General features: G+C 71.3%; 9 protein-coding genes and 1 pseudogene. 7 read left to right on the top strand and 3 right to left on the bottom strand.

Annotated features, from left to right (window positions below; all coding sequences use genetic code 11):
* Nucleotides 1-41: 41 nt before the first annotated feature.
* Both ACFU53_RS08180 and ACFU53_RS08185 read left to right on the top strand, forming a co-directional pair.
* Nucleotides 42-1,079, top strand: a complete 1,038-nt coding sequence (locus ACFU53_RS08180; RefSeq protein WP_383987547.1) for a rod shape-determining protein — start codon at nucleotides 42-44, stop codon at nucleotides 1,077-1,079.
* A gap of 505 nt (nucleotides 1,080-1,584) precedes the next feature.
* Entirely contained in the window at nucleotides 1,585-2,076 is a 492-nt protein-coding gene (locus ACFU53_RS08185; protein WP_383987469.1) for a hypothetical protein, read from the top strand.
* A gap of 62 nt (nucleotides 2,077-2,138) precedes the next feature.
* On the opposite strand, the gene ACFU53_RS08190 is transcribed toward ACFU53_RS08185, so the two are convergent.
* Nucleotides 2,139-3,050: a DUF4231 domain-containing protein gene (locus ACFU53_RS08190; RefSeq protein ID WP_383987472.1), complete on the bottom strand. Its 912-nt coding sequence runs from the start codon at nucleotides 3,048-3,050 to the stop codon at nucleotides 2,139-2,141.
* A gap of 268 nt (nucleotides 3,051-3,318) precedes the next feature.
* Between ACFU53_RS08190 and ACFU53_RS08195 the strand changes: the two genes are divergently transcribed.
* From ACFU53_RS08195 to fxsT, 5 genes are all read left to right on the top strand, one after another.
* Nucleotides 3,319-3,501: a hypothetical protein gene (locus tag ACFU53_RS08195; protein WP_383987475.1), complete on the top strand. Its 183-nt coding sequence runs from the start codon at nucleotides 3,319-3,321 to the stop codon at nucleotides 3,499-3,501.
* Nucleotides 3,502-3,596: 95 nt separating this feature from the next.
* The gene (fxsBH, locus tag ACFU53_RS08200) at nucleotides 3,597-5,753 is read left to right on the top strand and encodes a radical SAM/SPASM protein FxsBH, inactivated beta-hydroxylase extension form (RefSeq protein WP_383987478.1); all 2,157 of its coding nucleotides are present in this window, start codon (nucleotides 3,597-3,599) and stop codon (nucleotides 5,751-5,753) included.
* Nucleotides 5,746-6,537, top strand: coding sequence for an aminoglycoside N(3)-acetyltransferase (locus ACFU53_RS08205; RefSeq protein ID WP_383987481.1), 792 nt, complete (start codon nucleotides 5,746-5,748; stop codon nucleotides 6,535-6,537). The genes fxsBH and ACFU53_RS08205 overlap by 8 nt, the downstream gene beginning before the upstream one ends.
* Nucleotides 6,538-6,639: 102 nt before the next feature.
* On the top strand, nucleotides 6,640-7,977 hold the full coding sequence (locus ACFU53_RS08210) for a TIR-like protein FxsC (RefSeq protein WP_383987484.1): 1,338 nt from the start codon (nucleotides 6,640-6,642) through the stop codon (nucleotides 7,975-7,977).
* A complete protein-coding gene (fxsT, locus tag ACFU53_RS08215) occupies nucleotides 7,974-11,921 on the top strand; it encodes an FxSxx-COOH system tetratricopeptide repeat protein (protein ID WP_383987487.1) in 3,948 nt (1,315 codons plus the stop codon). Before ACFU53_RS08210 ends, fxsT begins: the two co-directional genes overlap by 4 nt.
* 27 nt (nucleotides 11,922-11,948) lie before the next feature.
* Here the strand turns inward: fxsT and ACFU53_RS08220 are convergent, their stop codons facing one another.
* Entirely contained in the window at nucleotides 11,949-12,860 is a 912-nt protein-coding gene (locus ACFU53_RS08220) for an alpha/beta fold hydrolase (RefSeq protein ID WP_383987489.1), read from the bottom strand.
* A 232-nt stretch (nucleotides 12,861-13,092) separates the two neighbouring features.
* Nucleotides 13,093-13,269 (bottom strand): annotated as a pseudogene (locus tag ACFU53_RS08225) (tetratricopeptide repeat protein); the annotation flags it as partial.
* Between the last annotated feature and the right edge of the window lie 233 nt (nucleotides 13,270-13,502).

The following is a 13,502-nucleotide window of genomic DNA, read 5'->3' on the forward strand; positions in this document are numbered from 1 at the left end:
CCGTACGGTCCGTGCTCTCGGGAGGATCCGCAATGACCGCGATGACCGCCAGTCTGGAACAGCTGCGCCGCTGCCACTTCGGCGTCGATCTGGGGGCCGCGCGGACCCGGGTGTACGTGAAGGGCGCGGGCCTGGTCGTGGACCAGTCGAGCGTGGCCGCCGTGAACACCCGGACGGGCGCGCTGATCGCAGTCGGGGAGTTCGCGGAGAAGATGATGGGCCGTACGCCCGACTACATCCGGGTCGTGCGGCCCGTCTCCGGCGGCACGGTGGTCGACATCGAGATGGCCCAGCGCATGCTGCGCCAGCTGCTCGGCGACAAGGTCCGCCGCACGCTGCGCCGCAAGCCCGCCCTGCGCGCCGCCGCCTGCACCCCGCACGGCGCGGACCCGCTGGCCCAGCGCGCCACGATCGAGACGCTGGTGGGCCTCGGCGCCCGCCGCGTGGAACTGGTCGACACCCTCATCGCGGCGGCCGTCGGCTGCGGACTGCCCGTCGAGCAGCCCGAGGCGACGATGATCATGGTCTGCGGTGCGGGGGCCACCGAGCTCGCCGTCCTCTCCCTCGGTTCGGTCGTCAGCGCCGTACGTATCCCCGTCGGCGGCGAGGCCATCGACCACGCGATCGTGCAGCACCTGCGCCTGAGGCACGAGCTGACGCTGCCCAGCCAGTCCGTACGACCGCTCCAGCTCGCCCTCTCCGGCAACGGCCTCACCTCGCACGGCCCCGCCTCCACCGAGATCCACGGTCTCGACGTGGCGACCGGGCTCGCCCGCTCCGTCCAGGTGGACACCGCGGCCGTGCGCGACGCCATCCAGACCCCCCTCACCGCCGTGGTCGACGGTATCGGCAAGGTGCTCCGCGACTGCCCGCCCGATCTGGTGGCCGACCTCGCCGACCGGGGCATCATGATGGTCGGCGGCAGCGCCCTCCTCCCCGGCTTCGACCAGATGCTCCGCCACGCCACCGGCATGCCCGTCCACATCGCCGAACGCCCCGACGTCTGTGCCGCCCTCGGCATCGGCGCCATGCTGGAAGGCCGCATCGCACCCCTCACCCTGGACCCCGTGGGCGACTGATCACCGCCACCGACGCCCCACGACCGGACCGTCACGGCGACCCGGCCGGTACGGCGACCCGGCCGGTACGGACGGCAGGGTCTCCCGACCCGACCCGACCCGACCCGACCCGGAACGCTGACCCGACCCGGAACGCTGATCCGACGCCGACGACCTCATCCACCCGACCGGCACGGGTGACCGGCCGGACACCGGCGCCCCAGCCCGAGCCACCTCCGCGGACGACATCCCTCCCCCTCCCGGCAACCGTCCTCCCCCCTCCCGGCAACCGTCGTCGGTGTCGGCACGGCCCTCGGCCTCCGTCCGCTTCGCCGGCCCCGTCGAGAACCGCCTCCCCAGCCGGTCGGCCGGAGCACGAAGGGGCGGCTGCCGATCCGACGTTCACCTGGCTGTCGCCTCTGTGAGCCCCCGATGCCTCACCGAACGCGCGTACGTGTCGTTTCCGTGCAAGTTCGTTGACGCTAGGGTGATTTGGATGACCGCGGCCGCGGAGGAGAGCGTGCGAATGGCAGGGCCCGTGACCCGGATCGGCATCACCGGACATCGTGAGATCCCGGACGGGGCACTGTCAGCCGTACGCTCGGGTGTCCGGGCGGAACTACGGGCCATGGGTTCGGCCCGGGCCATGAGCAGCCTGGCCGCCGGCGCCGACCAGTTGTTCGCCGAGATCGCCCTGGAGTACGGCATCCCGCTGACCGCCGTGATCCCCGGCATGGACTACGAGGCCCACCTGGGCGACGACCGGGTACGGGAGTCGTACCGCCGGCTCCTGAAATGCTGTGCCGGGCGCGTGCAGTTGCCGGCCGAGCGCACCCACGACGAGGCCTACTACGCGGCTGGCCGCTACATCGTCGACCATGTCGACCGCATGATCGCCGTATGGGACGGCGCCCCGGCCCGCGGCCCCGGCGGCACCGGCGACATCGTGGACTACGCGCGAAGCACCGGTGTCCCGGTGACGGTGCTGTGGAGCCCGGGCGTCGGCCGCCCGCTCTGACACCCCGCACCCCGCACGCCGCGCCCCCACGCCGCACTCCACACTCCGCACTCCGCACTCCGTCAGAATCCGAATCGCACCAGCCAGTCCGTGTGCTGCGGCGAGACCAGCCGCTCCGCCTCCGCGACCGCGTCGGCCCAGCCGTCCTCGGTGACGGTGGTGCTCATCGCGACCCGTAGAGTCTCCAGATCCTGTTCCACGAGCGAGTGCGCATAGGTGAGGGGGCGGTGCCGTCGGACCTCCTGCCAGGCCACCCCGGCCGCCGCCGCGGCGCTCAGCACACCGGTCAGGTCCCAGCGCCCGATGACGCCCAACGCTCTGAGGACGGAGGCGATCAGCGCCAGCGACGTGAGCATGGCCGTCATCCCGGACCAGCGCACGGACGCCTGGTGCGCCTGCCCGGCCCGGTTGCCGTACCAGATCAGTTGTTCCACCACCCTGTCACGCAGATAGATGTCGCGCCGGGCCGCGAACGGCTTGGCCCGTATCGCCCGCATCACCGGCGTGATCTGCCCGATCCCGTAGGCACTCGCCCCTTCGCGCTGGTCCTCCCACCCCACTTTCCTCAGCTCGCTCAGGCGCTCCTCGAGCCGGGTGGCGAACAGGGCCTCCGGGTTGGCGATCCGGGAGTGGAAGGGACCCCCGTGCGCCATGTACTGCCAGGCCAGCGATTTGATCACCTCGGCGGCCGCCCGGTGGGCCTGCCAGTGGAGGCGGGCGCGGCGGCGGGACACGTAGACACCGATCACGATCGTCAGCGCATAGAGCACGGCGGCGATCCAGTAGGGGACACGGCTGTTCAGTCGTTCGGACATCGAGGCGGTCGCGGTGGCGAGGAGCAGAACGACCAGCTGGGTGCGGACCACGCGGAAGGATTCACCCTGATGGACCACTGCCATGCGGTCATTCACCTGGAACAGCGGAGGCAGGTCGTCGTCATTCACCGTGGTGCTCGGGCCGGGCGTAGCGGCCATGAAGACCTCGCACAGACATGTGGAGTGAACGGCAGGTCATGCTCTCGTCAAAGTCAAAAATGCGCCAGGGCGCCTACCTTGCGCACGAGGTACCCATGACCGCGGATGGGCGGCACTCTTTACCCCAGGAGGCGTGCATGGTATGGGGCGTGCATGATAGAACCATCGCTTACATAGTCGTCGTCACCTTAATGACCGGGCCCTTGCGCTCTCGTCGGGCGGGGGCCGACGCAGCACCTATGGTCCCCTTGAAGAAGACGAGAAAACTATGAACCTTACGGGCACGACGCCGAACCGCCGACCGGGCGCCACCCGCCCCGCCCTCAAGCGGACGGCCACACTCGCGACGATCGACCCGCGTGAGCGCCGCAGCCAGCGGTCCACCGGTCGGGTGACCGCCGGTCGCGAGGCGAGCCCCTCTGGTGCGGGCGGGTTCAACTCGTCCATCTAGTCACCGTCACCGAGGCCCCAACCTCCCTGTTGATCAAGGAAGTTGGGGTCGCTGTGTGTCCGCGCCGGACGGCCGGGCGCGTACACTCCGGAAAAGTGACGGACTCTCACGGCCGGCAGCCGATCCACCAGCTGGTCCTCAAAGTGCACAGCCGCTGCGACCTGGCGTGCGACCACTGCTATGTGTACGAGCACGTGGACCAGAGCTGGCGTGCCCGGCCGGTCGTGATCTCCGGGGAGACTCTCGGCCAGGTGGCCCGTCGGCTCGCCGAATACGCGGCGGACGTCGAGCTGGATTCCGTGACGGTCATTCTGCACGGCGGAGAACCACTGCTCGCGGGACCGTCCCGACTGAGGAACATCTGCGCCGAACTCACCCGCGCACTGGCGCCGGTCACCGTTTTGGATCTACGCATTCACACGAATGGCGTGCAGCTGAACAGACGGCATCTGGAAGTGTTCCGGGAATTCGGTGTGAAGGTCGGAGTTTCCCTCGACGGGGGCCGCGCCGCGAACGACCGTCATCGACTGGACCGCCGGGGCCGCAGCAGTTACGACAGGGTGCTGCGGGCGATCGAACTGCTCCGTCTCCCGGAATACCAGCACCTCTATCAGGGTCTGCTGTGCACGGTGGATGTGGCCAACGACCCGGTCGCGGTGCACGACGCCCTGACCGCCCTCGCGCCGCCCCGCATCGACTACCTGCTGCCGCACTCGACCTGGGACAGCCCCCCGTCCGGCCATGGCCAGGGCACTCCCTACGCCGACTGGCTGCTGAGAGTCTTCGACCGCTGGGAGGAGCAGGGCCGCCCCATGCCGGTCAGGACCTTCGACTCGGTGCTCAGCACCCTGCGCGGCGGTCCGAGCCTCACCGAGGCCATGGGACTCGCGCCGAGTGACCTCGCGGTCGTCGAGACCGACGGCACCTTCGAACAGGCCGACTCGCTCAAGACGGCGTACGCCGGCGCCCCGGCCACCGGCTACGACGTCTTCCGGCACAGCTTCGAGGAGTTCGCCGGGCATCCGGGAGTACGCGCCCGCCAGCTCGGCGTCGACGGCCTCAGCGACACCTGCCGCGGCTGCCCGGTCGTCGAGTCCTGCGGCGGCGGGCTCTACGCCCACCGGTACAGCGAGGAGCGCGGGTTCGACAATCCGTCGGTCTTCTGCGCGGACCTGCGCTCCCTCGTCGAGGGGGTCGCCGAGCGGATCACCGAGCGGGCACTCGTCGCGGCGGTCACCAGCACCGACGAACTCCGCCTGGCGCAACTGGAGTTGAACCGACTGCTCCTGGCCGACGCGAACGGCCGGCTCGCCGGAGCCGTCGACTGGGACGCCGCCTGGCGGCTGTTCGTCCGTCTGGACTCCGACGCGACCGCCGGCGCGCACCTCGACACGGTCCTCGCCCACCCCTATCTGCGCCCCGCCCTGCTCCGCTCCCCTGACGGCCCCGGCCACCTTCCGCGCCTCATGGCCGCCGCCGCGGCCGCCGCGGTGCGGGCGGGCTCGACGGTGACCCTCGGCTGGCACCAGCCGGACGGCGAGGTACACCTCCCGACCCTGGGGACCGTACGGTTGCCGCGTCCCGGGCGGGTCGAGTTCACCATCACCGAGGGCGACTTCCAGGTACGCGTCCCGGAGTACGTGGGTGAGGAACAGCAAGCGGAGTGGCGGCCGTTGGAAACCCTGCGTCTCACCGAAGAGGCGCCCCTCCTCATCGACGACGCCGATCCGTACCGCGACCGCTACCCGGTGCCGGTGGCGGAGCCGCTGAGCCCGAGCGATCTGGCCCTCTTCGGCAAGCGGCTGCGAGCCGCGTACGGCCTGCTGGACGAACGCGAACCCGGCTGGCGCGGCGGCGTCAACGCGCTCCTCGCCACCACGGTCACGCCCCTCGCGGCGGGCACCGGACTGCGGATCGGCGCCGACGCACCGGGTGCGCTGGGCGTGGCCGTCGACTTCGAGGCCGAGGAGTTCGTCCGCGAACTGCCGCTGCTGGGACGGCGGTCCAGACTCACCGCCCTCCGGCAGATCGCGGACCTCACCGTGCCCGGCACCGGCGCCGGAAGGCTGCTCGACGAGGCGAGCGAGTACCTGGGCAGAGCGACCGCGTCACCGGCCCGGTCCGCCGAGGACCTTCGGCGGGCCCGCCGCGCCCTGGACCGGCTGACCGCCGCCCCTCCCGGTGAACTCACCGAGAACGGCGCCTACTTGGTCGAGGAGATGCACACCGAGTGGATGGCGCTCCATGGCTGACGTCGCTCGGTCGCAGGACCCGCTGAGCCGATTCCAGGACACCCTGGCCGAGTTGGGCATCCGCCCGGGCGGGGTCCTCATGGCGCACGCCTCGCTGCGCGGCAGCGGCCTCTCCCCCACCGCCGTACGCGACGCCCTGCTGGGCGCCCTCGGTCCGGGCGGCACGCTCGTCGTGCCCGCCTTCACTTCGGAGAACTCCGACACCTCCCGCGAGTACGCCGAGCGCACCGAGGGGATGGACGAGCGGGGGAAGGCCGCGTTCCGGGCGTCGATGCCGCCTTTCGATCCGGCGAGCACCCCTTGCCCGACGATGGGCGCGCTCGCCGAGTGTGTACGGACCACGCCGGGCGCCGTGCGCAGCGGTCATCCGCAGACCTCCTTCGCCGCACTCGGGCCCCGCGCGGCCGAGTTGCTCGGCGACCACGACCCGCACTGCCACCTCGGCGAGCGGTCGCCGCTGTCCGAGCTGTACGAGGCCGACGCCCAGATCCTGCTGCTGCGCGTGGGGTTCGAGGTGTGCACCGCGTTCCATCTCGCCGAGTACCGGATGTCCCCGCCGCCGGCGACCCGGACGTACCGCTGTGTGGTGCGGGAGAGGGGCTGGATCGAGTACGAGGATCTCGTGCTGTACGACGGGGACTTCGGAGAGATCGGCGAGCGGCTTCCGCGTGATCTTCGCACTGAGCGGGAAGTGGCAGGAAGGACCGCCGTGCTCATCGGGATGCGTGACGCCGTTGACACAGCTCTGAAGCAGATGTCCGGATATCGCTTGGAAATGACGTGAAACAAGCCATCGGCCACAGGTGGTGATCAGGCACATTGTTGGTTCGCCCGGATGGCGCCTTCGGCACGGTCGGGGGGCATCTGCGGGCAGGGGGGCGCGCGCGTGGACACACCTGAACGGGGGCGGGTCGCGGACAACCGGCCTTATTTCTTCCTCAGTTACGCCCACACACCACCCTGGGGGCCGGGCGGCGGCGACCCGGACCACTGGGTGCACGTGCTCTTCCGCGACCTGTGCGACCACATCATGGCGCTCACCGACCTGCCCGCCGGGGCGGCCGCGGGCTTCATGGACCGGGAGATGCGCTCCGGCGACGGCTGGCCCGACAAGCTCAGCGAGAACCTCGCCCTCTGCCGGGTGTTCGTGCCGCTGTTCTCCCCGCGGTACTTCACCAGCGAGATGTGCGGCCGCGAGTGGTACGCGTTCAACGAGCGCGTCGTGCAGGCCAAGACCGCCGGAGCGGGCGACGTACCCGCCATCGTCCCGGCGCTGTGGACGCACGTTCCCTTCGACCAACTCCCGGACTCCGTACGGCACATCCACATCGAGCACTCCCCTTTCGGGGAGCGCTACCTGGCCCACGGGATCTACGGGCTGATCAAGCTCAAGCGGCTGAAGGACGAGTACGACGAAACCGTCCTCGCGCTCGCGCAGCGGATCGTCCGGGTCGCCCACGAGTCACCGCTGCCGTCCAGCCGCCCCCGCCCTTACGAGACGACGCCCAGCGCCTTCAAGCCGCGCGGCGAAGGCCCGCGCAGTATCCATCTGACCGTGGCGGCGCCCACCCGGCACACCGTCCCGGAGCACCGCGACACGCGCCCGTACGGGGAGGACGCGCGGGACTGGAACCCGTACCACAGCGAGTCGACCCGGCCGCTGCCCGCGCTGGCGGAGGAGCTGATCCGGTCGCTGGACTACCGGATCACCGTCTCCGACTTCGACGACGGACATGTGGTCCCCGACGTGCCGGCCACCAGCGGGCCCGACGGGCGCGGGAGCGGCGAGGCGGCCCAGCCCGGGCACCCGGCGATCCTGCTGGTCGACCGCTGGGCCGTCCACGACGAGGAACGGCGGGGCAGACTCCGGGAGTTCGATCACGCCGCCCACCCGTGGGTGAGCGCGATCGTGCCCTGGAACCGCGCCGACCTGCAGTGCCACGGCGAGGAGGGCCAGCGGCTCACGGCCGAGCTGGAACGCGTCCTGCCGAACATCCTGGACCACGGCCGCCGCACCGACTGCCGGGTGGCGGTCATAGGTGTGCCCACGCTGAAGGCGTTCACCGATGTGCTGCCGTCCGTCGTGGCGCATGCCACCCGGCAGTTCCTCAGGAACGCCGCCGCGCATCCGCCCCCGGGCCCGCGAGGGCCCCGGCCCCGTCTGATGGGCCCCTATCACCCGCCGCCTTCCGACGCGGGTCCCGACCACGGAGGAGAAGCATGACTGCCCGGCAGGACGGACGGATCATCACCTTCTACTCGTACAAGGGTGGTACGGGGCGCACGATGGCCCTGGCCAACACGGCATGGATCCTCGCCGCCAACGGCAAACGCGTGCTGACCGTGGACTGGGACCTGGAAGCCCCGGGGCTGGACCGGTTCTTCCGGCCGTTCCTGGACCCGAACGCGCTCGCCGCCACCACCGGGGTCATCGACATGATCACCGAGTACTGCTGGGCGGCGACGACCGGCGGCCAGCGCTCGGGGCCCTGGCACCTGGAGTACGCGCGGGTCGAGCAGCACGCGGTCTCGCTCACCCCGGAGCGCCACGGGCTTTCCTTCTCGGGCGGCGGCTCGCTGGACTTCCTCTCCGCGGGCAGGCAGAACCGGGAGTACTCCGCGACGGTGTCGTCGTTCGAGTGGGACAACTTCTACGAGCGGCTGGGCGGCGGTCTCTTCCTGGACGCGCTGCGGGACGACATGAAGGCGGCGTACGACTACGTGCTCATCGACAGCCGTACGGGGCTGTCGGACAGCGCGGACATCTGCACCATCCAGATGCCCGACATGCTCGTCGACTGCTTCACCCTCAGCGACCAGTCGCTGGACGGCGCGGCCTCCGTCGCCCGCAGCGTCGCCGACGGCTACCGCAAACGCCACATACGGGTGCTGCCCGTGCCCATGCGCATCGACGAGGGCGAGAAGGAGAAGGTCGACGCCGGCCGGGCGGTGGCCCGGCTGAGGTTCGAGGGGCTGCCCAAGGGGCTCGGCGGCGAACCGATGAGCGCCGAGGAGCTGAACGGCTACTGGGGCAAGGTCGAGATCCCCTACCGCCCCTACTACGCCTACGAGGAGACCCTCGCGACCGTCGGGGACAAGGGCGGCATAGCGAACTCCCTGCTCTCCGCCTTCGAACGCCTCACCTCGGTGATCACCGACGGCGAGGTCACCGAGCTGCCGCCCGTCCCCGAACAGGTGCGGCTGCGCTGCCTGGAGGCGTTCACCCGAAGGCGGCCGCTGCCCCGGTCGATGGACGTCGTCGTGGTGTACGCGGCGGAGAACCGGATGTGGGCGGAGTGGGTGGAGGCCGTGCTCAGGCCCCGCGGCTGCGACGTCACCCTGCACGACGTGGCCGTCGGGCTGCCCGCACGCCCGGATCGGGCGACCCAGGTCGTCGTCCTGTTGTCCAGCGCCTTCCAGAAGTCACGCACCGTCGGTGAGGTCTGGCACGCCCTCGCCGACGGCCTGCCGGACGCCCCGTACTCCACCCCCGTCACCCTGCGGGTCGACGAGACCCGGCGCGCCGACCCCCATTTCGGCGGCGACCCCGTGAACCTGCACCGGCTCGACGAGGCCGCGTGCACCCGCGCTCTGCTGGGCGCCCTTTCGCTGCCGGAGCGGCCCGTCGACAACGGCGGGGGGCCCGGTCCGCGTTTCCCGGGCCGTGTCCCCAGCCTGTGGAACGCGCCGCAGCGCAACACCACCTTCACCGGACGGGGTTTCATCCTCGACCAGCTGCGCGAGCAGTTGCGCGGCGGCCTGTCCGTCGTACTGCCGCAGCCCCAGGCCCTGTTCGGGCTCGGCGGGGTCGGCAAGACCCATGTGGCCCTGGAGTACGTGCACCGGTTCCTGGCCGACTACGACCTGGTGTGGTGGATCTCCGCCGAGGACATCGACAACGTGGTCTCCTCCCTCGCCGAACTCGGCGGCCGGATCGGCGCGCCCGGCGGTGAGGACATGGCGCTGGTCAGCCAGGAGGCCGTGCACATGCTGGCGCGTGGGGTGCCGACGCGGCGCTGGATCCTCGTCTTCGACAACGCCGACGACCCCGCGGAACTGCTGCCCTTCCTCCCCACCGGGGGCGGCGGTCACATCCTGGTCACCTCCCGCAACCAGGCCTGGACGCAGCAGGGCTCCGCGCTGCCCGTCGACGTCTTCCAGCGCCAGGAGAGCGTCGAGCACCTCTCCCGGCGCGCCCCGGGCCTGAGCGCCGAGGAGGCCGACCGGGTGGCACAGGCGGTGGGCGACCTGCCGCTCGCGGTGGAACAGGCGGGGGCCTGGCTCGCCGAGACGGCCACCCCCATCGAGGAGTACCTGCGGCTGCTGGCCGAGCAGACCACCGCCGCCCTGGACCTCAACCAGCCCGCCGACTACCCGCAGACAGTGGCCGCGACCTGGAACGTCTCCATCGCCCAGCTGAAGGAGCGCTCACCCGCCTCGGTCCGGCTGCTGCAGCTGTGCGCGTTCATGGCCCCGGAGCCGATCTCCGCGCATCTGCTCTACAGCAAGGAGATGATCGACGAGCTGCGCAAGGTGGACGGGACCCTGCAGGAGAGCCTGATGCTGGGCCGGGTCATCCGCGAGATCGCCCGGTTCGCCCTCGCCAAGGTCGACCAGGTGAGCAACAGCATCCAGATCCACCGGCTGGTCCAGGCCGTGATCCGCTCCCAGCTCACCGAGGAGGAACAGTGGTACGCCCGGCATGTCGTCCACACCGTCCTCGCCGGGGCCCGGCCCGACGGTGACGAACCCACCGACGACCCCGCGGTGTGGCCACGCTTCGAGATCATCTGGCCCCATCTGCGCGCGTCCGACGCTCACACCTGCACCGAGATCGAGCCGCGCCGACTGCTCATCGACCGGGTCCGGTACCTGTGGAAGCGCGGGAACTTCATCGACGCGCAGCGGCGGGCCGAGGAGGTACTGGCGTACTGGCAGCCGGCCCTCGGCGAGGACCACGTCCAGTATCTGTACCTGCGCTGCCAGCTCGCCAACGTGCTGCGTTCCCAGGGGCGTTACGTGGAGGCCTCGAAGATGAACGACGAGGTGCTGGAGCGCCAGCGCCACGTCCTCGGCCCCTCGCACCCGCACACGTACATCACCGTCTCGGGTCTCGCGAGCGACCTCGCGGCCCTCGGCAGGTACGGCAGGGCGGTCGAGCTGGCCGGCGAGGCCCACGAGGGCTTCAGCCAGATCTTCCACGAGTCCCACCCGCGGACGCTGAGCGCGGCGAACAACCTCGCGCTGACCCTGTGCATGGTGGGCCGCTACCGCGAGGCCCGCGACCTCGACCAGGAGACCTACGACCGCCGCAAGGAGGTCCTCGGCCCCGACCACCCCTACACCCTGGCCTCGGCCTCCCGCCTCGGCCGGGATCTGCGCGAGGTCGGCCGCTACAGCGAGTCGGTGGAGCTCCTGGCGATGGCGTACGACGCCCACAAGCGGACCCTCGGCAAGGAGTTCCCCGGCACGCTGAGCTGCGCGAAGTCCCTCGCCGTGTCGCTGCGCCGGGCCGGCCTGTTCGAGGACGCCCACCGGCTGACGACGGCGACCCGGGCGCAGTACCGGGCGCAGTACTCCGCGCCCACGCCCGACTCGCTGGCATGCGACCTGAACAAGGCGGCCGACCTGTACGCCGCGGACGAACCGGAGGAGGCCCGGCTGGTCGCGCGGGAGGCGCTGACCGAGTACATGAACGTGCCCGGCGAGCGCCACCCGTACACCCAGGCCGCGCTCAACAACCTGGGCATCTACCACTGGGCGTGCGGTGACGCCGACGAAGCCGAGTCCCTGTTCCGCCGGATCACCGCACGCATGTCCGAGGTCCTGAGCGATCAGCACCCGCACACGCTGTTCGCCCGCGCCAACCTCGCGAACGTCCTCGCCGAATCCGGCCGGCTGGAGGAGGCCTGGGCGCTGGAGGAGCCCGCCCGGGACGCCCTCCAGGCCATCCTCGAAGCGCAGCACCCGGAGGCACTCGGGGTGGTCGCCAACTCGGCGCTGACCCTGCGCGCGCTCGGCCGGACGGAGGAGGCGGGGCGGCTCCGGCAGGAGACCCTCGCCGAACTCCTGCGCCAGAGCAGGCAGATGGGTTCCGACAACGGGATCACCCAGCTGGTGTCCGGGGAACGCCGGGTCTACCGGGACCTGGAGCCGCTGGCGGTGTGACCCGTCCGCCGTTGGGCCCGACGAGCGTCAGACGGCCGGGGAGACCGACCTGGGCAGGTCGGTGAGGAGCCAGCTCAGGATGGCCGGCAGGGCACGGAGCGCGGCGAAGTGGGCGGCGGCGGGCTCCAGGACGGCGGTGGCCCGCGGGATGCGCGCGGCGAGCCAGGAGGAGTGGCCGACCGGGGAGAAGACGTCCTTCGCACCGTGCCAGAACAGCACCGGCACCCGGATCTCGCCCGGCTCGAACCCCCACGGCGCGGTGAGCGCGAGCGCGTCGTCGATCCAGCCGTACGGCGAGGTCCGCAGCGCCTCGTGGTAGTTGCGCAGCAGCATCGAACGGATGCCGTTGTCGGAGACGACGAGCCGGTCGTCGTCGGTGAGCTCGCCTCGCAGTTCGTCCAGCAACCGCGCCGGATCCGAGCGGATCGCGGCGGAGCGCGGAATCAGCCCGGCCACGAAACGCTGGGGATCGGTGAACGCGGTGCGGAACTCACGGACGTTGGACGGCGCCATCCCCGCGTACCAGTCCAGCCCCGCCGCGTCCCGCGGCGCGAGCGTGACCAGCGCCGCCGCTCGCGTCACCCGGTGGGGCAGCCGGGCGGCGCACGCCAGCGCGTGCGGGGCACCGGCGGACCGTCCCACCACCGCGAAGCGGTCCAGTCCCAGCGAGTCGGCGACCACGGCCACGTCGTCGACGACGTCCACGATCCGCCGCCCCGCGCGACGGTCCGACCCTCCGTACCCGGGGCGGTCGTAACTGATGAGGCGCGCCCCACGGTGATAGAGGTACATCGACCGCGGCCGGGGCCCGACCCTGCTGCCCGGCATCCCGTGCAACAGGAAGACCGGCCGCCCCTGCGGATCCCCCGAGCACTCGACCCGCAACCACCGCCCGTCGGCCGTCCGGACATGGTCCAGCGCCCGCACGAGGTCCTGCACCGTGCTCCCCCTCCCTCGGTCCGTAGACCGGGACCACGCTGCCCGAACATTTCCCGTGTGCACAGACAGCGAAACGAATACGCAGGTCAAGTGGCTCGGTGTCCGGTCCGGTCACCGTCAGCGGCCCGGTCCGTATCGCTCGGTCGGCGCCGACCGGCGCGCGGGCCGGGGCCCGGGCGCAGGCGGCCTCGCCGGCGGCACCCGCGTCGGCATGGGCCTCGGCCGCCCGGGACCAGTAGCTCCGGGCGACGGCCGGGTCGCCGGTCCCCTGATGCCGCGAGGCGAGGTTGCGCAGGATGTGAGCGGTCATCAGGAGGTCGCCCGATCCTTCGCACAGGTCCAGGGCGGTCTCGTACGCCTCTGTCGCCTCCCGCGTCCGCCCCGGCCCTCCGAGAGCCGCGCCGAGATTGGTCCAGGCCCGTTCTGGTGCCCCCGATCCCCGGTGACCTGCTGAAAGATGTCCCGGGCACGGGTGTGCGCGTACACGGACCCCTGGACGCGTCCTCTGCGGTGGAGGACTGTGACGGCTGTGACATGAGCACCGATCGCCTCCTCGACCCGTAACGCCTCACCGAACAACGGGCCCAGCCTGTTCCACGCCCAGGCCTCGCTCTCGCAGTCACCGCTCGCCCGGTGAGCGGC

This window comes from Streptomyces sp. NPDC057474 (assembly GCF_042802555.1).
Classification (GTDB): Bacteria; Actinomycetota; Actinomycetes; order Streptomycetales; family Streptomycetaceae; genus Streptomyces.

What these genes read in the sequence shown, in the direction of transcription:
- ACFU53_RS08190 (WP_383987472.1), bottom strand. Translation starts at nt 3,050, where the DNA reads ATGGCCGCTACGCCCGGCCCGAGCACCACGGTGAATGACGACGACCTG.
- fxsT (WP_383987487.1), top strand. Translation starts at nt 7,974, where the DNA reads ATGACTGCCCGGCAGGACGGACGGATCATCACCTTCTACTCGTACAAG.
- ACFU53_RS08180 (WP_383987547.1), top strand. Translation starts at nt 42, where the DNA reads ATGACCGCCAGTCTGGAACAGCTGCGCCGCTGCCACTTCGGCGTCGAT.
- ACFU53_RS08185 (WP_383987469.1), top strand. Translation starts at nt 1,585, where the DNA reads ATGGCAGGGCCCGTGACCCGGATCGGCATCACCGGACATCGTGAGATC.
- ACFU53_RS08195 (WP_383987475.1), top strand. Translation starts at nt 3,319, where the DNA reads ATGAACCTTACGGGCACGACGCCGAACCGCCGACCGGGCGCCACCCGC.
- ACFU53_RS08205 (WP_383987481.1), top strand. Translation starts at nt 5,746, where the DNA reads ATGGCTGACGTCGCTCGGTCGCAGGACCCGCTGAGCCGATTCCAGGAC.